Source organism: Rhodopseudomonas sp. BAL398 (assembly GCF_033001325.1).
Lineage (GTDB): Bacteria > Pseudomonadota > Alphaproteobacteria > Rhizobiales > Xanthobacteraceae > JARJEH01.
On the sequence record NZ_CP133111.1, the window covers coordinates 4,630,854 to 4,653,050 of the forward strand.

Here is a 22,197-nt window from a genome sequence, read left to right on the forward strand (position 1 = left end):
GCCCAGCGGCGGGGGCGCCGGCTCGGTTTGCGTCGTGGTTTGTGGCTGCCGAGCGGAACCGGCTACCGATATTACGCTGGATTGCGATCGACGGGGTGTGCCGGCCGGAATTCCGGACTAAAAGGAATCGCAACGAATTTTCGGTAAATTGACGGTTGCTTTGATTCAGAGCGTCACCTCTTCGCAGAGGCTACGCCACACGAAAGTTTGGGTCGAAACGGCTGGGTCGAGAAGGTGTCGAATCCTTTTGAATTCGAAGTTCGCAACAGAGGATATCGCAGACGTGACGCGAACTTTGGATCCGGGGCATTAGCGCGCGTGTCGGTCGCTCATCGCAGACGCATCTCGTCGCTCCTCATAAGCCGCTTCGCGCGGAGCGTGATGGCGCGTGCGACCGGCGGCTCGGTGTCGCTGTCGCGGCTGTGGCCGGGGCGCACCGATCGGTTGATCATCGCGCCGCATGATCTGCGCACCGCCGACGCCACCCGCGCCGCCGAAATCTATGCCGGTCGCTTCGTGTTCGCCGGTAAGATCGTCACCTGCCATGGCCGGTCGATTTTCGACCTGGAGCCGCCGTCGGAGGAATGGGAGGTCGCGCTGCTCGGCTTCGGCTGGCTGCGCCATCTGCGCGCCGCCGATACCGCGATCACCCGCGCCAATGCCCGTTCGCTGGTCGATGACTGGCTGTCCAATATGGCGCGGAACCGGCTGGTCGGCCGGCGTCCGGACGTGCTGGCGCGCAGGGTGATCTCGCTGTTGTCGCAAGCCCCCCTGGTGCTCAGCGACACCGATGGAAAATTCTACCGACGCTATCTGCGCGGGCTGACCCGCGAGGTCCGCTATCTGCGCAACCCGATGCTGGATATTGCCGACGGCGTGCCGCGACTGCAGGTTCTGATCGCGTCGTGCTACGCCTCGCTGTGCCTCGCCAACCAGGCCCGCAATATCCGCACCGCGACCCGCAAACTGTCCGACGAATTGCAGCGCCAGATCCTGCCTGATGGCGGCCATATCTCGCGCAACCCCGGCGCGCTGATCGAATTGCTGATCGACCTGTTGCCGCTGCGGCAGACCTTTGCGGCGCGCAATATCGCGCCGCCGCCGGCGCTACTCAACGCGATCGACCGGATGATGCCGATGCTGCGGTTCTTCCGCCATGGCGACGGCAGTTTCGCGCTGTTCAACGGCATGAGCAGCGCGCCGTCCGACCTGCTGGCGACGCTGCTGGCCTATGACGACACCCATGGCAGCCCGATGTCGAGCATGCCGCATACCGGCTACCAGCGCATCGATGCCGGCACCATGACGGTGATCGTCGATACCGGCGCGCCGCCCCCGCCCAATCTCAGCAACGAGGCCCATGCCGGATGCCTGGCGTTCGAATTGTCCTCCGGCCTGGCGCGGATCGTGATCAATTGCGGCATGCCGTCGACCGGCCGCGAGAATTGGCGCGTCTTCGCGCGCAGCACCGCGGCGCATTCCACCGTGACCTATCACGAGACCTCGTCGTGCCAGTTCGTCGAGCGCGCCGGCGTGAAGCGATTCCTGAAAGGCTCCCCGGTGGTCAGCGGGCCGCGCAATGTCGAGAATTTTCGCGAGGTCGTCGCCAATGGGGTGATGCTGACGACCGCGCATGACGGCTATCTTGATCGCTTCGGCGTCATGCATCGCCGGCTGCTGATGGTGGCGCATGACGGCACACGGCTCGACGGCGAGGACTCGCTGTCGCCGGCGCCGGGCGCCAAGATCAGGGGGACGAATACCGATTATGCGGTGCGGTTTCATCTGCACCCCTCGGTCAAGGCGAGCCGGCTCAGCGACGCCCGCGGCGTGATGCTGGTGCTGCCGAACCGCGACGTCTGGACCTTCGAGGCGCTCGACGACAAGGTCGATCTCGAGGACAGCGTGTTCCTGGCCGGCAATGAAGGCCCGCGCCGCACCGCCCAGATCGTGATCCGGCAGAATTCGACCCAGGCCTCCAGCGTGCGCTGGAGTTTCGTCCGCTCCAGCAGCTCGGCCACCGCCACCTCCGCCCGCCGCGATGCCCGCAGCCAGCCGGAATTGCCGCTGTAGCGGCGGAAGCCTCGCGCCACGGCGATCACTCGGCGGCGCCGATCGGTCCCGCGCTCGATACTTTGAGCGTTTTTAAGCGAAGCGGGTGCCGGTTCGCGTGACCAGACGCGCCAACACAGGAAGCTGGAGCCCCGGTTCTGATTCCATCAGAACCGGGATAGATCTAGAGATCCAGGGTGAGGCCGACCCGCGCGCGCGAGACGCAGAGCATGAGTCGGTCCTGGCGTTTCGACGTCGGCAGAACCTTGTCACGATGCAGCACGATGCCATCGCGATAGCCGCACTCGCAGGATCCGCATATGCCCAACTCGCAGGACGACGGCATGATAAACCCGTTCTCGCGCAAGACGGTGAGCAATGACTTGTCGGCCGGAACCAGCAGCCTTTGGCCGGTCGATCGAATGGTCGCCTCGAACGGTTCTGGCTTGAAATTCTCGTCCACCGTCATCTGGAAGACTTCGCCGTGGACGTGATCTTCCGGCCAATCGCTCAACCGCGCCTGAGCGGCATCCAACAGGCGCTGCGGGCCGCAGATGTAGATCTGCCGGCCGGGCTGATATGGGCCGACGATCGCGGGGTCGAAGCGTGTGCCGCCGCGCGAGAACCAGCATTGCAGGCTCGGTCCGCAAAGGTCCTCGAGTTCGTCGAGCAGCGGCGCCTCCGCGGCGGAGCGCGCGCAGTCGTGCAGGGTGAATGTCTTGCCCCGGCGCTGCAGCATGCGTGCCATCGAAATCAGCGGTGTGATGCCGATCCCTCCGGCGATCAGGACGTAGTCGTCGCCGTCGGGGTCGAGCGGGAAATTGTTGCGCGGAGCAGAGACGTGCAACTCGCTGCCCGCGCCGAGAGTGTCGTGCGCCCAGTTCGACCCGCCGCGGCCGGCGGCCTCCCGCTTGATGGCGATGACGTATTTGGACGTATCATCCGGATCGCCGCACAGCGAATACTGCCGCACCCGCCCATCCGGCAGCCGCAGATCCACATGGGCCCCGGCGGACCAGCCCGGAAGCGACGGCCGGAGCGGGTGAACCAGCTCCAGTCGCAGAACCTCCGGCGTGGTGAACCGCGCCGTGGCGACGCGGAGCTTCATGATCAAGCGTGCGGTCATTGATCGAGCATCTCGATGACGTCGCCGGGCCGGATGACGCCGCCGCGTTCGATGCCGCAGTTCAGTCCGGAGCGGTTGTACAAGGGAAGAAACAGCGGCATGCCCAGCAGTTCCTCCAGATACTTGCAGGGGAAATTCAGCCGGCCGCCGCGCAGGATCACCTCTCCCACCCGAAACCGACGCCCGACCAGATGATTGAGCGGCACGCCGGTGACGGTGAGATTTCTCCGGTGATCGCGCGGCTGCAGCGTGATCGGCCCGTCCTGCAGCGGCGGATCGTTGCGCGCCAGGGCATCCAGCGCTTCCTGTTCGATCAGCGTCACTTCCCGCACGTCGGGCTTCGGCGAGTAGGTGCCGGCGCCGTTGTAATAGCGGTCACCGACGATGCCACGGCCGGCGATGCATTCGGCCTCGGACAGTTCCTCCATCTCGTAGCTGGCGCTGGGCGCAATATGGATGTGAAGCAGCCGGCCTTGCCATCGGGTTGCGCCGCCGGGCTTGCTCGCGGCCAGTGATCCGGCGGGGTGGTCGAACGCCTCGATCATCCGGGGCGGCGGTTGTTGGGGGGAGGGGGCGTCCACTGCATTATCCTTTCGTGCGCAACGCGATGGCCTCGACTTCGACCAGCGCGTCCTTCGGCAGGCGTGCCACCTCGACGGTCGACCGGGCAGGCGGGCCGTCCTTGAAGAATTCGGCATAGATCGCGTTCATCGCAGCAAAGTCGTTCATGTCCTTGAGAAACACGGTGGTCTTGAGAACGCTTTCGAACGACGCGCCACCGGCCTGCAGCACGGCTGAGAGATTCGCCAGCGACTGTCGCGTCTGCTGCTTGATGCCGTCGGGAATGTTGCCTGAGGCCGGATCGATCGGCAATTGCCCGGAGGCGAAAACGAGCTGATCGGTGCGGGTGGCCTGGGAATAGGGACCGACTGCTGGCGCGGCCTTGTCGGTGCTGACGATGGATTTGGTCGACATAATATCTCCGGTTGGGTGGTGAAACTATCGGGCGCGAAAGGCCATGCTGTCCGCATTGGCCTTCCGGGCACGTTGATATTCCAGAATGCGGGCGGTCTCGTCCGCAACATTCTTTCCGAGCATCTTTTCCAGCAGGTGCAGCGTGGTGTCGATGCAGAGCGAAACGCCGCCCCCGGTCACGATGCTGCCCGTATCGACGACCGGCTGTTCGACGACGTCGATGTTCGAATGCATGGCGCGCATCCGGTCAAGCGGCGAGATCTCGGGAGGAACCACAGCCCGCTTGGTCGTCGCTGCGGCGTTGTCGAGCACGCCGCTGGCCGCGAGAATCATCGCTCCGGTGCAGACGGACGCGACCCTGGCGGTGGCGTGAAGCTGCCGAATGTAATCGAGGGTCGGTGGGCATCGCGTTTGTTCCTCCCAGCCCGGCCCGCCCGTGACGATCACGATGTCGCAGGCCGGCGCATCGTCGATTCCGAACTGCGCAACGACGTCGAGCCCGTTGGACAATCGCACCAGGCCGGGCTTCGGCGCGATGGTACAGATGCGGATCTGCGGGGCGATCCGGCGTGCCATGGACAGCACGCCGAATGTCGCGAGGTCGATCGGTTCAACACCGTCATAGATGAATATTCCAAACAGCATGTCGAACCGGTCTTTCGTCAGCCGATCAGGGCTTCGTTGTTGGTTTCCCGGGCTGCAAGCGCAGCCCACAGCGTGATCAGCGCGATTCCGATCATCATCACCGAGACGCCCGTTGTGCCGCCGAAATAGCCGACGAGCGCCGTGGCGATGATCGGCGAAAAGCCGCCGCCGACCGCCGCCGACACTTGGAATCCGAACGACGCGCCGCTGTAGCGGACACGCGGCCCGAACAGTTCAGGAAAATAGGTCGATTCCAGGCTGAACATCATGCCGTGGCCGAAGTTCATCGCGATGATGATCGCCGTCATGACCATGGCAACGCTTTTGGTTTCCAGCATCCAGAACAACGGGAACGCGAAGACAATGGTGAAGATCGCCCCCAGGATGAAGAACGGACGCCGCCCCACCTTGTCGGACAGATAGCCGAACAGCGGCAGCGTGATTAACTCGAACAGCGCCGCATACAGCACGGCATCGAGCAGCAACTGCTTCGGCAGCGCCAGCTTGGTGGTGGCGTACACCACCACGAAGACGGTCAGCATGTAGACCCAGGACACCTCCGACAGTTTCAGGCCCACGGCGATCAGGAACGTCCTGAAATTCTTGCCGACGGCCTCGCCGATCGGATTGTTCGAGAAGGAACGGGTCTCCTTCATCCGTTCGAAAACCGGCGTTTCCGGGATCTTGGATCGGATGAAGGTGCCGAGCGCCAGGAGAACAATGCTCACCAGGAACGGCACACGCCATCCCCAGGCCTGGAAATCGGCCTCGGGAAGCTTCGTCACCAGCGCGAATACCAGCGCCGCCAGAACCAGGCCGATCGGAAATCCGATCTGCACGAAGGCGCCGTAGAACCCGCGCTTGTCCGCCGGCGCATGCTCGATCACCATGATCGAAGCGCCGCCCCACTCGCCGCCAAGGCCGATGCCTTGAATGATTCGCAGCAGAATAAGCAGGATCGGCGCCAGCACGCCGATCGTTTCGTAATTGGGAAGCAGCCCGATGCAGAATGTGCTGAGCCCCATGATGAACATGGTGGCCACCAGCATCGACTTGCGGCCGAGGCGGTCGCCGAAGTGACCGAACAGCGCGCCACCGAGAGGCCGGGCGAGAAAGCCGACCGCGTAGCTGCCGAGCGCCGCGAGCGTGCCGGTCAGCGGATCGATCGTCGGAAAGAAGGTCTTGTTGAACACCAGCGCCGCGGCGGTCGCATAGATCAGGAAGTCGTACCACTCGATGATGGTGCCGATGCTGCTCGCCAATACGATCGATCGCATCTTCGAGCCTGCGCTTCGCGTGTCAGGCATGGTCGCGGCTATGCTCATTTCCAACTCCTGGCCCAAAAGCTAGGGGAGAAATTCCCCTTTAGAGGAAGCTTTTCCACCGAGTGGATGCAAGCGCTGTGCCAGGATACCGGCGGCGAAAATCAGCGCCGCACCGCGGGAATTGCGACGGAGTGATTGGTTTTGCATCGAACGCGGCTAAAAAAGGCGCATGTAGCCTTCGACTCGCGGCCGGAAGCCGGGTCGACTCGACCGGCCCCACCGCAGTCAACAGGCTGCTTTCGTCAGCTTCCCGTGAGGAAGCCTCTATCGGGGAAAATTTTCCACTCGAAGGGATTAGAATCGCATCTTCGAAGTGTCGATCACGAGAAAATAGTCGCACGGGGTTCTGCCGAGATTCAAAAACGAATGGTCGGCATCCGCCTGAAAGTAGAGCGAATCTCCCTGATTGAGGATCACCCGCTGATCGCCCACGGTGACCCGCATGCGGCCGCGCAGGACATAGATGTATTCTTCGACGCCCCGCCGATGCGCCACAAAGGTTCCGGTTTCGGCTTCCGGTGGCAGTGTGTTGAGCACCCAATCGATTCCCCGACCGGGCAGTACCGGCGAGATGCAGCGACGCAGAAAGCCGGTTTCGTCGTCCCGCAACACCGGTTGCCGGGCCGCGGGGATATGAACGATCTCACGCTCGACGGCGGGTGCCATCAGCTGGGAGAACGTCACCCCCAGCGCCTCGGCAAGCTTCGACAGGATGACGGTCGACGGAACTGTCTCGCAGCGCTCGATCTTGGAGATCATGGACCGGCTCACGCCTGATGCGTCGGCCAGCATCTCCAGGGAGAAATGGTTCTTCTTGCGAAATTGACGAATTTCGTCGGCCAGCACCGATAGCTGAAACTTGTCCGAGGTGCTCTCAGTGGTCACGGAAATCCCTATGTTTTTCAACGGAATCCCTTAGCGAATTGCCGACGCTCGTGCAATTGCGCAGCGCCGACGCTATCGCGCGTGAGGTCGCGGCGCGAGCCTCGGGCAGCCCATTGGTCACCGGCCTGTTGCGGGCTTCGTCGCATCGACCAGCTTCGGGGACCGTGGCGTCGGCGATCTCGACAGGTCCATCTCGACAGTTCCCTGGACTGGCAATCCATGCTAGCCCGCGGCCCTGCACGAAGGATCCAGATTCATGACCGACCATCCGCGCCGCGTGACCCGCGCTCTGTTGTCCGTTTCCGATAAATCCGGGCTGATCGATTTTGCCCGCGCGCTGGCCGGCCGTGGCGTCGAACTGGTCTCCACCGGCGGCACCGCCAAGGCGATCGCTGCGGCCGGGCTCGCGGTCAAGGACGTGTCCGACCTCACCGGCTTTCCGGAAATGATGGATGGGCGGGTCAAGACCCTGCACCCCAAGGTCCATGGCGGGTTGCTGGCGATCCGCGCCAATGCCGAGCACAAAAAGGCGATGGCCGATCACGGCATCGCGCCGATCGACCTCTTGGTGGTCAACCTCTACCCGTTCGAGGAAACCGTCGACAAGGGCGCCGGTTACGAGGACTGCATCGAGAATATCGACATCGGCGGCCCGGCGATGATCCGCGCCGCGGCCAAGAACCATGACGACGTCGCCGTGGTGGTCGAATCGTCGGATTATCAGGCGGTGCTGGATGAGCTCGCGTCCAATAACGGCGCCACCACGCTGACCTTGCGCAAAAAGCTCGCCGCCAAGGCCTATGCCCGCACCGCGGCCTATGACGCGGCGATCTCGAACTGGTTCGCGCTGCAGCTGCAAACCGAGGCGCCGGATTTCCGCGCCATCGGCGGCCGGCTGATCCAGAGCCTGCGCTATGGCGAGAATCCGCATCAGAGCGCCGCGTTCTACCGCACCCCGGACCGGCGCCCCGGCGTCGCCACCGCGCGGCAGCTGCAGGGCAAGGAACTGTCCTACAACAATATCAACGACACCGACGCGGCCTATGAATGCATCGGCGAATTCGACGCCGCGCGCACCAATGCCTGCGTCATCGTCAAGCACGCCAATCCCTGCGGCGTCGCCGAGGGATCGAGCCTGCTCGATGCCTATCACAAGGCACTGGCCTGCGATTCGACCTCGGCGTTCGGCGGCATCGTTGCGCTCAACAAGACGCTCGACGCCGAAGCCGCCCGCGCCATCACGGCGATCTTCACCGAGGTGATCATCGCGCCCGACGCCGCCGATGAAGCCATCGCCATCGTCGCGGCGAAGAAGAATCTGCGGCTGCTGTTGGTCGGCAGCCTGCCGGACCCGCGCGCCGCGGGCCTGACCTACAAGACCGTCGCCGGCGGCTTGCTGGTGCAAAGCCGCGACAACGCCGTGGTCGACGATATGGCGCTAAAGGCGGTCACCAAGCGGCAGCCGACCGAGGCCGAGCTGCGCGACCTGAAATTCGCCTTCCGCGTCGCCAAGCATGTCAAATCCAACACCATCGTCTACGCCAAGGATCTTGCCACCGTCGGGATCGGCGCGGGCCAGATGAGCAGAGTCGATTCGGCGCGCATCGCCGCGCGCAAGGCGCAGGATGCAGCAAGCGAGTTGAAGCTCGCCGCGCCGATGACCAAGGGTTCGGTGGTGGCGTCGGATGCGTTCTTCCCCTTCGCCGACGGCATGCTGGCCTGCATCGAGGCCGGCGCCACCGCGGTGATCCAGCCCGGCGGTTCGGTGCGCGACGACGAGGTCATCAAGGCCGCCGACGAGGCCGGCATCGCCATGGTGTTCACCGGCATCCGGCATTTCCGGCACTGAGCCATGCCGTCTTCCCCTCTCCCCTTGTGGGAGAGGGTGGCTTCGCGAAGCGAAGCCGGGTGAGGGGTGAAGCCTCGCGTCTCGGCGCTCCCCCTCATCCGACGCGGACTTCGTCCGCGTCACCTTCTCCCACAAGGGGAGAAGGAAGAGAAGCGGCCGCCGTGCCAGGCGGGCGGCTTTGCAGCTACGACTTCTTCACCCTTGCCAGCAGTGCCAGACCGGCGAGGAAGAACAGCACCAGCACCGCCATGCCGGCCTTCTGGCTGGCGGTGATCGCCGTGATGGCGCCGATCAGCAGCGGGCCAATGAACGAGGTCACCTTGCCGGTCAGCGCGAACAGGCCGAAATATTGCGTGATGCGGTCCTTCGGCGCCATGTGGATCAGCAGCGTGCGCGACGCCGCCTGCAGCGGGCCGCCGGCGATGCCGATCAGGCAGCCCAGCACCAGATAGGCCCGCTCGGCGGGCGCTGCGAACAGCGCGCCGCCTTGCTGCGGCGGCGTCACCGCGATGAAGGCGATATGGCCGGGATCGACCAGCAGGATGCCGGTGATCGAAATCAGCAGCAGCACCATGCTGCCGGCGATCACCCGTCTGGGGCCGAGCGCATCGTCGAGCTTGCCGCCCAGATAGGCGCCGCAGGTGGCGGCGATCGCCAGCAGGATGCCGAAACTGCCGATCTGAGTGGTCTGCCAGCCGAAAGTGCCGGCCGCATAGATGCCGCCGAACGCGAACAGCGACACCAGCCCGTCGGTGTAGATCATGTTGGCGAGCAGGAATGTCGCCATCGCGCGATGTTGCGGCAGCTGCCGCAGCGTCTCGCGCAGCTCGCGCAAGCCTTCGCGCACCGCCGCGCCGGGCGCCATCCTGGCCGGAAAATCCGGCGTGAACACGAACATCGGCAATACGAAGATCGCAAACCAGATCGCGGTCAGCGGCCCGGTGATGCGGTCGCCCTGATGCGTCGCCGGGTCGAGCCCGAATAGCGGCGTGAAACCGAGCAGCGTGCGGCCGGTCTCGGGGCTCGCGGCGAGAAAGCCGAGCACCAGAATCAAACTCAGAATGCCGCCGACATAGCCGGTGGCCCAGCCGTTGCCGGACAATCGCCCGATCTGATGCGGCGGCACCAGATTCGGCATCATCGCATTGTTGAACACGGTGGCGAATTCCACCCCGATGGTGGCGATGCCGAAGGCGATCAGCAGCGGCATCACCGCGCTGGAATCGCCGGGCCGGCCGAACCACATCAGGCTGGCGCCGATCACCAGCAGCAGGCCGAACGCCGCGATCCACGGCTTGCGCCGGCCGCTGGCGTCGGCGATGGCGCCCAGCACCGGCGAGGCCAGCGCGATCACAAATCCGCTAGCGGCGGTGGCGAAGCCCCAGATCGATTGGCCTGTGGCCGGATCGGCTGCGACATGGGTGACGAAATAGGGCGCGAAGATGAAAGTGGTGATCAGCGTGAAATAAGGCTGCGCCGCCCAGTCGAACAGAATCCAGCCGACCACGGCGCGGCGCGGCGGATAGCTGATCGGTACGGCGGCGGGAAGGTCGGCCGCGATCGATAACGCCATCTGTGTTTCCTCGCCCGCGGGCATTTTGCCTATTGCTGCGAAAGCCATATAGCATCGCGGCGAACGAGGCAGCCTGATGCTGCACTAAATGCCGGGATATTCGATGGTCGTTATGACGCTTTTACGTCGCCAGCTTGTGACGGCGCTCATCGCCGCAGCGGCGCTGCTCCCCGCAATGGGCAGCGCCGGCGCGCAGGACATCAGGGGCGGCGGCGACGTCCGCACGGCCGCGGTGCCGGCCGTTGCGGCCAAGCACGGCATGGTGGTGGCCCAAGAGAAGCTCGCCGCCGAGATCGGCCGGGATATTCTGGCCAAGGGCGGCAACGCGGTCGACGCCGCGGTCGCCACCGGCTTTGCGATGGCGGTGACCTATCCGCGCGCCGGCAATCTCGGCGGCGGCGGCTTCATGATGATCCATTCGGCGACGCGCCACCAAGACGTCGCGATCGATTATCGCGAGACCGCGCCGCAGGCGGCGACGCGCGATATGTTCCTGGGCGCCGACGGCAAGCCCGACGACGCTAAATCGCGCAGTTCCGCGCTCGGCATCGGCGTGCCCGGCACCGTCGCCGGTCTGGCGCTGGCGCTGGACAAATACGGTTCCGGCAAATTCACGCTGGCGCAGATCCTGCAGCCGGCGATTGCGCTGGCGCGCGACGGCTTCGTCATCGCCGACGACAATGCCGACACACTGCCGCAATGGCACAAGCGGCTGGCACGCTGGCCGTCATCGCTGAAAGTGTTTTCCCGTCCCGACGGCAGCGCGCTGCAGGGCGGCGACACCCTGGTGCAGCCCGATCTCGCCGCCACGCTGGAGGCGATCGCCGCAAAGGGGCCGGACGGCTTCTATCAGGGCGAGGTGGCGCGAAAACTGGTCGACGGCATTCGCGGCGCCGGCGGCATCTTCACCCTCGACGATCTAAAAACCTATCAGCCGGTGCTGCGCGAACCAGTGCGTGGCACCTATCGCGGCTACGACATCGTGGCGATGCCGCTGCCGTCATCCGGCGGCACCGTGCTGATCGAGACGCTGAACATTCTCGAAGGCTTTGCGCTGCGCGACATCCCGCAGGGCTCGGCCGCCTCGCTGCATCTGCTGATCGAGGCGATGAAGCGCGGCTATGCCGACCGCGCCCGCTATCTTGGCGATCCGGCCTTTGTGGATGCGCCGCTGAAAGCACTGCTGTCGAAGGACTATGCGGCCAAGCAGCGCGCCGGCATCGATCCGAAGCGCGTCACGCCCTGGACCGAGGTGCTGCCGGCGCTGCCGCCGCGCGAGGGCCAGAACACCACGCATTTCTCGGTGGTCGACGGCGACGGCAACGCGGTCAGCAACACCTATACGCTGAATTTTTCCTACGGCGTCGGGTTGGTCGCCGAGGGCACCGGGGTCCTGCTCAACAATGAGCTCGACGATTTCACCGCGGCGCCGGGCGCCTCCAACGCGTTCGGCCTGGTCGGCTTCGAGGCCAATCTGCCGGGGCCGGGCAAGCGGCCGCTGTCGTCGATGTCGCCGACCATCGTGCTGAAAGACGGCCGCGTCGTGCTGGTGACCGGCTCGCCGGGCGGCAGCCGGATCATTTCGACGGTCTTGCAGGTCGTGGTCGATTTGCTCGACTACCATATGGACATCGCCGCCGCGGTGGCCGCGCCGCGGCTGCATCATCAATGGCTGCCCGACGAGGTGCGGATCGAGCACGGCTTCGACGCCGCGACCATCGCGGCCCTGGAGGCGATGGGCCACAAGGTGGTGGAGCCGATGGGCCAGACCTCGGCGAATTCGATTCTGGTCACGTCCGACAGCCTGCTCGGCGCGCCCGACCCACGCACCCGCGGCGCCACCGCGGCGGGCAATTGAGTGATCGGTTGAATTGACTCGCGCTGGGTGTGCGTCACATCCTTTCAGCAACGCAGCGCGCGCCCTCTCCCGCTTGCGGGGGAGGGTTGGGGAGGGGGCGAGGATGGGCTCAGGACTCGCGGCATTCCCCCACCCCGGCCCTCCCCCGCAAGCGGGGGAGGGGGTAGGCCAAGCCTCGGGTTAAGCCCATCCGAAAGCGAGTCCGCGATACGAGATCAACTGCGCCAACAGCGCCGAGCGAGAGGGGACGACACATGGCATCATTGAAGGGCAAGACGCTGTTCATTTCCGGCGGCAGCCGCGGCATTGGGCTGGCGATCGCGTTGCGGGCGGCGCGCGACGGCGCCAATGTGGCGATCGCGGCGAAGACCGCCGAGCCGCATCCAAAGCTGGAGGGCACGATCTATACCGCCGCCGATGAGGTGCGCGCCGCCGGCGGCAAGGCGCTGCCGCTGTTGTGCGACATCCGCGACGAGGCCCAGGTGATCGCCGCGATCGACGCCACCGTGGCGGAGTTCGGCGGCATCGACATCTGCGTCAACAATGCCAGCGCCATCAGCCTCACCGATTCGCAGCATACCGACATGAAGCGCTACGATCTGATGATGGGAATCAACAGCCGCGGCACTTTCATGGTGTCGAAATATTGTATCCCGCATCTGAAGAAGGCCGACAATCCGCACATTCTGATGCTGTCGCCGCCGCTCGACATGAAAACCAAATGGTTCGAGCACTCCACCGCCTACACCATGGCGAAGTTCGGCATGAGCATGGTGGTGCTGGGCCTGTCCGGCGAATTGAAGCGCGCCGGCATCGCCGTCAACGCGCTGTGGCCGCGCACCACCATTGCCACCGCGGCGGTCGGCAATCTGCTCGGCGGCGACGCGATGATGCGCGCCAGCCGCACGCCCGCGATCATGGGCGACGCCGCCTATGAGATCTTCATCAAGCCGTCGCGGGACTTCACCGGGCAATTCTGCATCGACGACAAGGTATTGGCCGCCGCAGGCGTCACCGATTTCGAGCCCTACCGGGTCGACAGATCGGTCGAACTGATGTCGGATTTCTTCGTGCCCGATGACGACGTGCCGCCGCCCGGCGTCAGCGTCAGGTCGCTGCCCTCGGTCGATACGGCCGCGGCCAAAGGTTAGGGCGCGAAGCTAGAGCGGCTTGCCCTGCAGCGCGGCGCGCCAATGGTCGCCGCGCTCTTTCAGCAGCGCCTCGCGGACATAGCGCGAGTCCTCTTCGGCGAGTTGCTCGATCGGCTCGAAGGCGAAGGCCGCGGCGCCATGCTGGCTCCATGCCGCCTGCAATGGATGATTGGGATGGCTGCCCTGGCGCAGCGTGAACCAGATCCGGTTCTGGATCGTATCCAGATTCGGCGTCTGGCCGACCCAGATCTGTCCGGATGCCGCGCAGCGCAGCACGAAAATGCCGGCGCAAAGCTTGCGCTCCTTATAGGCCGCGATCGCGGCCTTGCGGGTGTCCTTGGTCATCGGATGTCCTGTCGAGAGGTCGGCGCCATCCTCCTAACAGGAGCCAATCGGCCCGTCAATTATATCCGGGTAATATAAAAGGCGATCGGACGCTGGATGCCCGGCGCAGAGCGGTTTTATCGGCGATTGACCGACTTGCGAAATCAATTTTGCCCGGGTAAAAGCTCCGCTCCCACTTCGGAGGACGCGATGACGACCCTCACCAGCAGCATTTGCATCGGCTTTGCCGGCGACCGCTGTGTCGGATCCGGCAGCCTGTCCGACATGGCCATTCTGGCCAAGCAGACGCTGGATCGGGGCGCCGGCACCAACCTGCAGTTCTTCGACAGCATCACCAGCCACCGGGTCGAGTTCGACCTGCGCGGCTCGCTGGCCGATGTGCTGGCGCGGCTGCCGGTCGTGGAGGATTCGGCCGCGCCGCCCGCCCCAGAATCCGAGCCGGGGCCGCGCGGCCCGGGCCGGCCGAAGCTCGGCGTGGTGGCCCGCGAAGTCACCCTGCTGCCGCGGCACTGGGACTGGCTGGCGCAGCAGCGCGGCGGCGCCTCGGTGACGCTGCGCCGGCTGGTCGACGAGGCGCGCCACGCCAATAAGGACGCTGATCGAATCCGGCAGGCCCAGGACGCGGCCTATCGCTTCATCGCCGCGATGGCCGACAACAAGCCGAATTTCGAGGACGCCACGCGCGCGCTGTTCGCTGGCGACGCGGCACGGTTCGCGCAATCGACCGGCGACTGGCCCGTCGATGTGCGCGACCATGCCCGCGCGCTGGCGGCGGCGGCGTTCGCGCCCGCCGCGTGATCCGCCGATTGCCAACTGGTCTCGCCCATGAGATGATGGCGGTCATATAAGGCGGGCCATGCGATCCGCCGTCGTCCGGGAGACATCATGAGCAAAACCGCCCCGCAATTCCTGTTCGATTTCGGCAGCCCCAACGCCTTTCTCAGCCACCAGGCGATCCCGGCGATCGAGGCGCGGATCGGCGTCAAATTCGACTATGTGCCGGTGCTGCTCGGCGGCATCTTCAAGGCCACCAACAACAGATCGCCGGCCGAAACCCTGGCCGGCGTCAAGAACAAGCGCGAATTCCACGCGCTCGAAACCGCGCGCTTCCTCAAGCGCTTCGGCGTCGAACCCTATGTGTGGAATCCGCATTTTCCCATCAACACGCTGAACCTGATGCGCGCCGCGATCGCCGCGCAACGCGACGGCGTGTTCGAAAAATATGTCGCGGCTGCGTTCCACCACATGTGGGTCGAGCCGAAGAAGATGGACGATCCCGAGGTTGCGGCGCAGGCGCTGAATGAGTCCGGCCTCGACGCCGCAAGATTGTTCGCCGGCGCCCAGGAGCCGGAGATCAAGGCCAGGCTGATCGCCAACACCGAGGACGCGGTCAAGCGCGGCGCGTTCGGCTCGCCGACCTTCTTCGTCGGCGACGAGATGTTCTTCGGCAAGGAGCAGTTGCGCGAGGTCGAGGAGATGTATGGCTAGCCGCGCACCGCGACACCCTGTCCCTCATGGTGAGGAGGCGCGCAGCGCCGTCTCGAACCATGAGGCCGATGCTTACCCCATAATCGGCCCTCATCCTTCGAGACGCCCGGCTTCGCCGGGCTCCTCAGGATGAGGTTGGTTTCGCCGTCGCGGCTCAGTCGTCCTGATCATCCAAATCCGGGAGAACCATTTTGCAACAACGCAACGCCACCGTCGCGGTGATCGGTGCCGGGGATTTCATCGGCGCCGAGATCGCCAAGAAATTCGCGGCCGAAGGTTTCACGGTGTTCGCAGGGCGGCGCGACGGCGCCAAGCTCGAGCCATTGGTCAGGGAGATCGAGGCCGCCGGCGGCTCGATCGTGGCGCGCGCGCTCGATGCCCGCAAGGAGGACGAGGTCGCGGCGTTTCTCAACGACGCCGACGCCCATGCGCCGCTGGAGGTGACGATCTTCAATGTCGGCGCCAACGTCAATTTCCCGATTCTGGAGACCACCGATCGAGTGTTCCGCAAGGTCTGGGAAATGGCGTGCTGGGCTGGCTTCCTCGCCGGCCGCGAATCGGCGCGGCTGATGCTGCCGCGCGGACGCGGCAACATCTTCTTCACCGGTGCCACCGCGTCGTTGCGCGGCGGCTCGGGTTTTGCGGCGTTTGCCAGCGCCAAATTCGGCCTGCGCGCAGTAGCGCAATCGATGGCGCGCGAATTGATGCCGCAGAACATCCATGTCGCGCATCTGATCATCGATTCCGGCGTCGACACCGCCTGGGTGCGCGAGCGCCGCGAACAGCTTTGGGGCAAGGACGCGCTGAACAATCCAGATCTGCTGATGCCGCCCGCGTCGGTTGCGGCGTCGTATTGGCAGTTGTATCAACAGCCAAAGAGCGCCTGGACGTTCGAGCTCGAAATCCGGCCGTTCGGCGAGAAATGGTAGCGGTCGATTGAGTTCGGCAGAGTTGTCATTGCGCGGAGCGAAGCGACGAAGCAATCCAGAGACGCCTTGCCAGCGACTCTGGATTGCTTCGCTTCGCTCGCAATGACGGACGAAAACTGTTGAGCTGCCAGTACAACAGAGAGGAACAAAGCGGATGCGGATTCTCGTGGTCGGCGCCGGTGCGATCGGCGGCTATTTCGGCGGCAGGCTGTTGCAGGACGGGCGCGACGTGACGTTTCTGGTGCGGCCCGGCCGCGCCGGTGAACTGGCCGATGCGGGATTGGTGATCAAGAGCCCGAATGGCGATGTCACCTTGAAGAACCCGCCAATGGTGCTGGCCGGCAATCTGAAAGCGCCGTTCGATCTGGTGCTGCTGAGCTGCAAGGCGTTCGACCTCGACGACGCGATGGCGTCGTTCGCGCCGGCGGTTGGTCCGGCGACCGCTGTGCTGCCGCTGCTCAACGGGCTACGGCATCTCGAAACGCTGGATGCCAAGTTCGGGCGCGAGCGGGTGCTGGGCGGCCAATGCGTGGTGGCGGCGACGCTGGACCAGAACCGCCATGTGGTGCAGCTCAATCCGATGCATGCGATCACCTTCGGTGAGCGCGACGGCGGCCTCTCCGAGCGTGTCAACGCCATCGCCGAGGCGATGAACGGGGCGATGTTCGATGTCCATCCCAGCGCCAACATCATGCAGGAGATGTGGGAGAAATGGGTGTTCCTGGCCTCGCTGGCGGGATCTACCAGCGTGATGCGGGCATCGACCGGCGATATTCTGGCCTCGCCGGGCGGCGCCGAATTCATGCTCGGCGTGCTCGACGAATGCGCCGCAGTCGCTAGCGCCGCCGGCTTCGCGCCGCGCGACGCCCTGATCGAGCGATCCCGCGGCATGATGCTGGCCGAAGGCTCCTCGCTCACCGCCTCGATGTTTCGCGATATCAAGGCCGGAGCGCCGGTTGAGGCCGATCACGTGATCGGCGATCTGATCGCGCGCGGCGACGCCGCCAAGGTGCCGGTGCCGCGGCTGCGGGTAATCTACACCCATCTGAAGGCCTATGAGCGGCAGCGCGGCTGACCAGAGCGTCTTCGCGCGAAGTGGATACCGGTTCGCGTGACGACAACGCGTCAAAACAAAAGTCCAGAGCCCCGGTTCTGATTTAGCAGAACCGGACTTGCCAAAGTGGCGCCGGCTGCGGGCGCTCCCCCGCGCCGGCGGGTGAGGCCGCGGGTCCGAACGATTTGCCGGGCTTTTTCGCTGTATTTGCCAAGGCGTTTTATCGCGCCCTTCATTCCGATCGGCGCGATTGCGGGCGGCGGGCGAAAATCGTCCCGACCTGAGCGTTATTGATCAGTCGCCGGCCCGGTCCAATGAGATCGTGGTGCTTCGCAACCATCCGCTGGCCCGGCGGCGTCCCGGGCCGTCTCGAAAGCGCCAAGCAGGACGACGGAACCGGATTTGGTCCGGTGCCGAGATTCTGTCGCCCTTAGGTCGATCTGCCTTCAACCATTGGTGGAAGCATGAGCCCCCAGAGCCAGGCAGCCCAGGCCGACTTTTCAGCCCCGCAGGCGTGTGTTGCGAAATCGCAGGCGGCGCAGACGGCTGACGCCGACCTGCAAGCCGCGCTGGGGCGCGAACGGGATCTGATCGCCCGGATCGCCGAGCTCGAACGCCGGCACGAGCTGCAGATCAGCGAGCTGAACCACCGGCTGCTGAATGGCCTGCAGTCGATCGCCAGTCTGCTGTCGTCGCAAAGCCGGTTGGCGACGCCGGAGGCCGCGACCCAGCTGATGGTAGCGGTCAGCCGCATCGTCGCATTCGGTCAGGTCAATCGGCAGCTGCATCTGCTCGATCACCAGGACCGCGTCGAATTCAGCGGCTATCTGGCGCGGCTGTGCGCCGAGCTGTCGACGCTGTTGTTGTGGCAGCAACCCAGCGGCGCGATCAAGATCGAAGCCGAGCCACTGGAGATGCCGACGGCGACCGCGATTCCGCTGAGCTACATCGTCAACGAATTGGTCACCAATTCGGTGAAATACGGCGCCGGTAACATCACCATCCGGCTGCAGGCGGTGTCGCCGACGCGCTATTCGCTGTCGGTGCTCGACCAAGGGCCGGGATTGCCGGCCGGGTTTGATCTTTGCGGTAAAAAAGGTCTCGGGATGCGAATCGTCCAGTCGTTGGTCACGCAGATCGCCGGTGAATTGCAGGTCTCTTCCGGTGGCGATGGAGGCGGGGCGTGCTTCGCCGTGGGCTTTTCCCTGCCGCGTGTGGAAGCCTGCTGACGCACGTCCATGCCGCTGCAACTTTGGTCTAGTTTCGACCCCGCATATTGCTCCATTTCAGGCGCGATACGCGGCTTTGCGCTTGATATCTCCAATGAAAATGGAATTGCCTGCCGACGGCAGGAAACCAGGTGCATCAGGCGAAAATCTATGCAATTTGATCTCGATCAAACACGCATCCGTGAAATCAGATTTGCTCGCACGGTATCGCCCGCCGAAAAAAGAATGATCAAATGAATCAAGCCATGAATTCGAAGCGGATCACCCTCGGTGAGGGCGGTCTGACCGTCTTCTTTGCGTTGGCCGCGCTGGTCTTCGTTTATGCCGCGATTAACGCGCTGGATAGCGCGTTCGCTTTCCATACGAGTATCCTGGCAGCCGTGAGCTGCTGGGCGGTCTTTGCGATCATTCTGCGCCACAGGGGACGCGATGGCGTTCCGCCGCAGGAAATCGACGGTCGACCGAATTACAATTTCTCGCAGGTCAAATTTCTGACCTTCATGGCGATGTTCTGGGGGATCGCGGGGTTCTCGGTCGGTCTCTACATCGCTCTCGAGCTGGCCTATCCCGGGCTGAACCTCATTCACTGGATCAATTTCGGACGGTTGCGGCCGCTGCACACCTCGGCGGTGGTCTTCGCCTTCGGCGGTAACGTGCTGCTGGCGACGTCGTTCTATGTGGTGCAGAAGACCTCGCGCGCACGCCTCGCCGGCGATCTCTCGCCGTGGTTCGTGGCGATCGGCTACAACATCTTCATCCTGATCGCCGGCACCGGCTATCTGCTCGGCGTCACCCAATCCAAAGAATATGCCGAGCCGGAATGGTATTCCGACCTGCTGCTGACGGTGGTCTGGGTCGTCTATCTGCTGGTATTCCTGGCGACGCTGATGAAGCGCAAGGAGCCGCATATTTTCGTGGCGAACTGGTTCTATCTGGCCTTCATCATCACCATTGCGGTGCTGCATCTGGGCAACAACCCGGCGGTGCCGGTGTCGTTCCTGGGCTCGAAGTCCTACATCGTCTGGGGCGGCGTGCAGGACGCCATGTTCCAGTGGTGGTACGGCCACAACGCGGTCGGCTTCTTCCTGACCGCCGGCTTCCTCGCCATCATGTATTACTTCATTCCCAAGCGCGCCGAGCGGCCGATCTACAGCTATCGGCTGTCGATCATCCACTTCTGGGCGCTGATCTTCCTCTACATCTGGGCCGGCCCGCATCATCTGCACTACACCGCGCTGCCGGATTGGACGCAGACGCTGGGCATGACGTTCTCGATCATGCTGTGGATGCCGTCATGGGGCGGCATGATCAACGGCCTGATGACGCTGTCGGGCGCCTGGGACAAGTTGCGGACCGATCCGGTGCTGCGGATGATGGTGGTGTCGGTGGCGTTCTATGGCATGTCGACCTTCGAAGGTCCGATGATGGCGATCAAGGTCGTCAACTCGCTCAGCCACTACACCGACTGGACCATCGGCCACGTGCATTCCGGCGCGCTCGGCTGGGTCGGCTTCGTGTCGTTCGGCGCGCTGTACTGCCTGGTTCCCTGGGTCTGGAATCGCAAGCAGCTCTACAGCATCCGTCTGGTGAACTGGCACTTCTGGATCGCCACCCTCGGCATCGTGCTCTACATCTCGGCGATGTGGGTGTCCGGAATTCTGCAAGGCCTGATGTGGCGAGCCTACACCTCGCTCGGGTTCCTCGAATATTCCTTCATCGAAAGCGTCGAAGCGATGCATCCCTTCTATATCATCCGGGCGTGCGGCGGAGCCTTGTATCTGACCGGCGCTCTCATCATGGCCTACAATCTCTGGATGACGGTGCGTGTCGGCGAATCGTCGGAGGCGCAGCCGCGCCTCGCTCTTCAGCCAGCCGAGTGAGGAGCAAATAAATGTCTATCTGGACTCGGCATAAGATCTTCGAGACGAATTCCCTGGTTCTGGTGGTCGGAATTCTGCTCGTGGTCGCGATCGGCGGGCTGGTGGAAATCACGCCGCTGTTCTACCTCAAGAGCACGATCGAGAAGGTCGACGGCATGCGGCCCTACACCCCGCTCGAACTGGCGGGCCGCAACATCTTCGTCCGCGAGGGCTGCTATCTGTGTCACTCGCAGATGATCCGTCCGCTGCGCGACGAGGTCGAGCGCTACGGTCACTACTCGCTGGCCGCGGAGAGCATGTACGACCATCCGTTCCAGTGGGGCTCCAAGCGGACCGGCCCGGATCTGGCGCGGGTCGGCGGCAAGTACTCCGATGCCTGGCACGTCACGCATCTGACCAATCCGCGCTCGATCGTGCCGCAATCGGTGATGCCTCCCTACGCCTTCCTGGCCAAGACCGAGGTCGACGCCAAGAGTCTTCCGGGTAACCTGCGCACCAACCGCATCGTCGGCGTGCCCTACACCGACGAGGACATCGCCAACGCGGTCGAGGATTTGAAGACGCAGACCGACCCGGACAGCGAAAATGTCGCCGCCTTCACCAAGCGCTATCCGAAGGCGGTGGTGCGCAATTTCGACGGCCAGCCGGGCAACCCGACCGAAATGGACGCGCTGATTGCCTATCTGCAGATGCTCGGCACCTTGGTTGACTTCAAGCTTTACAATGAAAAAGCCAATCTGCGGTGAGGCACTGATATGAAAGCAATCATCAATGTCGAGACCTGGGTGTCGGAGTTCGTCGTGCTGTGGTGGACGCCGATGTTCATGGTCATATTTTTCGCCATCGTAGCGTACGCGCTGTGGCCCCGTAACAAAGCGCAATTCGACGACGCCGCCAAAATGCCGCTGCGAGAGGACTGACAGGATCATGGCTGAGCACCACGAAGGCGAGATCGACAAGGTCTCGGGCCGAACCACAACCGGTCACGAATGGGACGGCATCCAGGAACTCAACACGCCGTTGCCGCGCTGGTGGATTCTGACGTTCTACGCCTGCATCATCTGGTCGATCGGCTACTGGATCGTGTATCCGTCCTGGCCGCTGGTGCAGGGATATTTACCAGGTCTGTTGCACTCGTCGTCGCGCGCCGACGTGGCCGTCGAACTGGCCAATCTCGACGCCGTTCGCGGCGGCAAGATGAAGGCGCTGGCGACGACGCCGCTCGCCGACATTGAGAAGGATCCGGCGCTGCTGGCGATGGCGCGGGCCAAGGGCAAAGTGGTGTTCGGCGACAATTGCGCCCCCTGTCACGGCAGCGGCGCCGCCGGCGCCAAGGGCTTCCCGAACCTGAACGACGACGACTGGCTGTGGGGTGGCTCGCTCGAGCAGATCATGCAGACGATCCAGTACGGCGCTCGCTCGGGCAATGACGAGGGCCATCAGGGCCAGATGCTGGCGTTCGGTCAGTCCGGTACCCTGACCAAGGAGCAGATCGTCACGGTCGCTAACTATGTCAGGTCGCTGTCGGGTCTTTCGACCAGGCCGGGTGTTGATCTGGCCGCAGGCAAGACTATCTTCGAAGAAAATTGCGTGGCCTGCCACGGCGACAACGCGAAGGGGAACCAGGAGCTCGGTGCCCCGAACTTGACCGACAAGATCTGGCTCTATGGCTCGGACGAAGCCACGATCATCGAGACCGTCACCAATGGTCGTGCCGGCGTGATGCCGGCCTGGACCGGGCGTCTCGATCTGGCCACCATCAAGGCGATGGCGGTGTATGTGCACTCGCTCGGCGGCGGCAAATGAGCCCCCGCCGAGGGCAATGGAAACCTG

Annotated in this window: 22 protein-coding genes; 13 read left to right on the forward strand and 9 right to left on the reverse strand. The window is 64.2% G+C overall.

What is annotated here, in order from left to right:
• Window positions 1–318: 318 nt before the first annotated feature.
• Entirely contained in the window at window positions 319–2,073 is a 1,755-nt protein-coding gene (locus RBJ75_RS21825) for a heparinase II/III family protein (protein ID WP_152647774.1), read from the forward strand.
• 163 nt (window positions 2,074–2,236) lie between these two features.
• On the opposite strand, the gene RBJ75_RS21830 is transcribed toward RBJ75_RS21825, so the two are convergent.
• The 6 genes from RBJ75_RS21830 to RBJ75_RS21855 all read right to left on the reverse strand — a co-directional run bounded on the left by RBJ75_RS21830 (window position 2,237) and on the right by RBJ75_RS21855 (window position 7,008).
• Complete coding sequence (locus tag RBJ75_RS21830; protein WP_317528533.1) at window positions 2,237–3,052, reverse strand: PDR/VanB family oxidoreductase; 816 nt, start codon at window positions 3,050–3,052, stop codon at window positions 2,237–2,239.
• A gap of 122 nt (window positions 3,053–3,174) precedes the next feature.
• Window positions 3,175–3,723: an MOSC domain-containing protein gene (locus RBJ75_RS21835; protein ID WP_080901126.1), complete on the reverse strand. Its 549-nt coding sequence runs from the start codon at window positions 3,721–3,723 to the stop codon at window positions 3,175–3,177.
• Between the two features lie 40 nt (window positions 3,724–3,763).
• Window positions 3,764–4,153 (reverse strand): RidA family protein, encoded by a 390-nt coding sequence (locus RBJ75_RS21840; protein ID WP_044414504.1) that lies wholly within the window; start codon window positions 4,151–4,153, stop codon window positions 3,764–3,766.
• A gap of 24 nt (window positions 4,154–4,177) precedes the next feature.
• Window positions 4,178–4,729: a DJ-1/PfpI family protein gene (locus tag RBJ75_RS21845; protein WP_234707464.1), complete on the reverse strand. Its 552-nt coding sequence runs from the start codon at window positions 4,727–4,729 to the stop codon at window positions 4,178–4,180.
• A gap of 86 nt (window positions 4,730–4,815) precedes the next feature.
• On the reverse strand, window positions 4,816–6,123 hold the full coding sequence (locus RBJ75_RS21850) for an MFS transporter (RefSeq protein ID WP_044414502.1): 1,308 nt from the start codon (window positions 6,121–6,123) through the stop codon (window positions 4,816–4,818).
• 294 nt (window positions 6,124–6,417) lie between these two features.
• Window positions 6,418–7,008, reverse strand: coding sequence for a helix-turn-helix domain-containing protein (locus RBJ75_RS21855; RefSeq protein WP_234707463.1), 591 nt, complete (start codon window positions 7,006–7,008; stop codon window positions 6,418–6,420).
• Between the two features lie 256 nt (window positions 7,009–7,264).
• On the opposite strand from RBJ75_RS21855, the gene purH reads away from it, so the two are divergent.
• Window positions 7,265–8,857 (forward strand): bifunctional phosphoribosylaminoimidazolecarboxamide formyltransferase/IMP cyclohydrolase, encoded by a 1,593-nt coding sequence (gene purH, locus RBJ75_RS21860; protein WP_044414501.1) that lies wholly within the window; start codon window positions 7,265–7,267, stop codon window positions 8,855–8,857.
• A gap of 184 nt (window positions 8,858–9,041) precedes the next feature.
• On the opposite strand, the gene RBJ75_RS21865 is transcribed toward purH, so the two are convergent.
• Window positions 9,042–10,430, reverse strand: a complete 1,389-nt coding sequence (locus RBJ75_RS21865) for an MFS transporter (RefSeq protein WP_044414500.1) — start codon at window positions 10,428–10,430, stop codon at window positions 9,042–9,044.
• A 175-nt stretch (window positions 10,431–10,605) separates the two neighbouring features.
• Between RBJ75_RS21865 and ggt the strand changes: the two genes are divergently transcribed.
• Window positions 10,606–12,288: a gamma-glutamyltransferase gene (gene ggt / locus RBJ75_RS21870; RefSeq protein ID WP_411194531.1), complete on the forward strand. Its 1,683-nt coding sequence runs from the start codon at window positions 10,606–10,608 to the stop codon at window positions 12,286–12,288.
• 254 nt (window positions 12,289–12,542) lie between these two features.
• Window positions 12,543–13,439: an SDR family oxidoreductase gene (locus RBJ75_RS21875; RefSeq protein WP_044414499.1), complete on the forward strand. Its 897-nt coding sequence runs from the start codon at window positions 12,543–12,545 to the stop codon at window positions 13,437–13,439.
• Window positions 13,440–13,448: 9 nt separating this feature from the next.
• Here RBJ75_RS21875 and RBJ75_RS21880 read toward each other — a convergent pair whose 3' ends face one another.
• Entirely contained in the window at window positions 13,449–13,784 is a 336-nt protein-coding gene (locus RBJ75_RS21880; protein WP_044414498.1) for a GIY-YIG nuclease family protein, read from the reverse strand.
• A gap of 189 nt (window positions 13,785–13,973) precedes the next feature.
• Between RBJ75_RS21880 and RBJ75_RS21885 the strand changes: the two genes are divergently transcribed.
• From RBJ75_RS21885 to RBJ75_RS21905, 5 genes are all read left to right on the forward strand, one after another.
• Window positions 13,974–14,582 (forward strand): DUF2239 family protein, encoded by a 609-nt coding sequence (locus RBJ75_RS21885; protein ID WP_044414497.1) that lies wholly within the window; start codon window positions 13,974–13,976, stop codon window positions 14,580–14,582.
• Window positions 14,583–14,669: 87 nt separating this feature from the next.
• Window positions 14,670–15,272 carry a 2-hydroxychromene-2-carboxylate isomerase gene (locus tag RBJ75_RS21890; protein WP_044414496.1) on the forward strand — a complete coding sequence of 201 codons (603 nt, stop codon included), beginning with the start codon at window positions 14,670–14,672 and terminating at the stop codon, window positions 15,270–15,272.
• A 191-nt stretch (window positions 15,273–15,463) separates the two neighbouring features.
• Entirely contained in the window at window positions 15,464–16,201 is a 738-nt protein-coding gene (locus RBJ75_RS21895; RefSeq protein WP_044415316.1) for an SDR family oxidoreductase, read from the forward strand.
• A 154-nt stretch (window positions 16,202–16,355) separates the two neighbouring features.
• Window positions 16,356–17,276: a 2-dehydropantoate 2-reductase gene (gene panE / locus RBJ75_RS21900; protein WP_044415314.1), complete on the forward strand. Its 921-nt coding sequence runs from the start codon at window positions 16,356–16,358 to the stop codon at window positions 17,274–17,276.
• Window positions 17,277–17,719: 443 nt separating this feature from the next.
• Window positions 17,720–18,484, forward strand: a complete 765-nt coding sequence (locus RBJ75_RS21905; RefSeq protein ID WP_044415312.1) for a sensor histidine kinase — start codon at window positions 17,720–17,722, stop codon at window positions 18,482–18,484.
• A 167-nt stretch (window positions 18,485–18,651) separates the two neighbouring features.
• On the opposite strand, the gene RBJ75_RS21910 is transcribed toward RBJ75_RS21905, so the two are convergent.
• Complete coding sequence (locus RBJ75_RS21910; RefSeq protein ID WP_234707488.1) at window positions 18,652–18,846, reverse strand: hypothetical protein; 195 nt, start codon at window positions 18,844–18,846, stop codon at window positions 18,652–18,654.
• Between RBJ75_RS21910 and ccoN the strand changes: the two genes are divergently transcribed.
• From ccoN to ccoP, 4 genes are read left to right on the forward strand one after another with little or no spacing between them, the layout of a single operon-like run.
• Complete coding sequence (gene ccoN, locus RBJ75_RS21915; protein WP_276156534.1) at window positions 18,784–20,364, forward strand: cytochrome-c oxidase, cbb3-type subunit I; 1,581 nt, start codon at window positions 18,784–18,786, stop codon at window positions 20,362–20,364. The genes RBJ75_RS21910 and ccoN overlap by 63 nt on opposite strands.
• An 11-nt stretch (window positions 20,365–20,375) precedes the next feature.
• Entirely contained in the window at window positions 20,376–21,110 is a 735-nt protein-coding gene (gene ccoO, locus RBJ75_RS21920) for a cytochrome-c oxidase, cbb3-type subunit II (RefSeq protein ID WP_044404772.1), read from the forward strand.
• Window positions 21,111–21,119: 9 nt separating this feature from the next.
• Window positions 21,120–21,284, forward strand: coding sequence for a cbb3-type cytochrome c oxidase subunit 3 (locus RBJ75_RS21925; RefSeq protein WP_044404775.1), 165 nt, complete (start codon window positions 21,120–21,122; stop codon window positions 21,282–21,284).
• A 7-nt stretch (window positions 21,285–21,291) separates the two neighbouring features.
• Window positions 21,292–22,170: a cytochrome-c oxidase, cbb3-type subunit III gene (ccoP, locus tag RBJ75_RS21930; RefSeq protein WP_044404778.1), complete on the forward strand. Its 879-nt coding sequence runs from the start codon at window positions 21,292–21,294 to the stop codon at window positions 22,168–22,170.
• The last annotated feature ends 27 nt before the right edge of the window (window positions 22,171–22,197 follow it).

Bases quoted from the DNA above. Each gene is read 5' to 3' on its own strand.
- RBJ75_RS21840 (WP_044414504.1), bottom strand. From the start codon at position 4,153: ATGTCGACCAAATCCATCGTCAGCACCGACAAGGCCGCGCCAGCAGTC.
- RBJ75_RS21865 (WP_044414500.1), bottom strand. From the start codon at position 10,430: ATGGCGTTATCGATCGCGGCCGACCTTCCCGCCGCCGTACCGATCAGC.
- RBJ75_RS21835 (WP_080901126.1), bottom strand. From the start codon at position 3,723: ATGATCGAGGCGTTCGACCACCCCGCCGGATCACTGGCCGCGAGCAAG.
- RBJ75_RS21925 (WP_044404775.1), top strand. From the start codon at position 21,120: ATGAAAGCAATCATCAATGTCGAGACCTGGGTGTCGGAGTTCGTCGTG.
- RBJ75_RS21890 (WP_044414496.1), top strand. From the start codon at position 14,670: ATGAGCAAAACCGCCCCGCAATTCCTGTTCGATTTCGGCAGCCCCAAC.
- purH (WP_044414501.1), top strand. From the start codon at position 7,265: ATGACCGACCATCCGCGCCGCGTGACCCGCGCTCTGTTGTCCGTTTCC.
- RBJ75_RS21845 (WP_234707464.1), bottom strand. From the start codon at position 4,729: ATGGCACGCCGGATCGCCCCGCAGATCCGCATCTGTACCATCGCGCCG.
- ggt (WP_411194531.1), top strand. From the start codon at position 10,606: ATGGGCAGCGCCGGCGCGCAGGACATCAGGGGCGGCGGCGACGTCCGC.
- RBJ75_RS21880 (WP_044414498.1), bottom strand. From the start codon at position 13,784: ATGACCAAGGACACCCGCAAGGCCGCGATCGCGGCCTATAAGGAGCGC.
- panE (WP_044415314.1), top strand. From the start codon at position 16,356: ATGCGGATTCTCGTGGTCGGCGCCGGTGCGATCGGCGGCTATTTCGGC.
- RBJ75_RS21905 (WP_044415312.1), top strand. From the start codon at position 17,720: ATGAGCCCCCAGAGCCAGGCAGCCCAGGCCGACTTTTCAGCCCCGCAG.
- ccoO (WP_044404772.1), top strand. From the start codon at position 20,376: ATGTCTATCTGGACTCGGCATAAGATCTTCGAGACGAATTCCCTGGTT.
- RBJ75_RS21910 (WP_234707488.1), bottom strand. From the start codon at position 18,846: ATGGAAAGCGAACGCGCTATCCAGCGCGTTAATCGCGGCATAAACGAA.
- RBJ75_RS21885 (WP_044414497.1), top strand. From the start codon at position 13,974: ATGACGACCCTCACCAGCAGCATTTGCATCGGCTTTGCCGGCGACCGC.
- RBJ75_RS21850 (WP_044414502.1), bottom strand. From the start codon at position 6,123: ATGAGCATAGCCGCGACCATGCCTGACACGCGAAGCGCAGGCTCGAAG.
- RBJ75_RS21875 (WP_044414499.1), top strand. From the start codon at position 12,543: ATGGCATCATTGAAGGGCAAGACGCTGTTCATTTCCGGCGGCAGCCGC.
- ccoP (WP_044404778.1), top strand. From the start codon at position 21,292: ATGGCTGAGCACCACGAAGGCGAGATCGACAAGGTCTCGGGCCGAACC.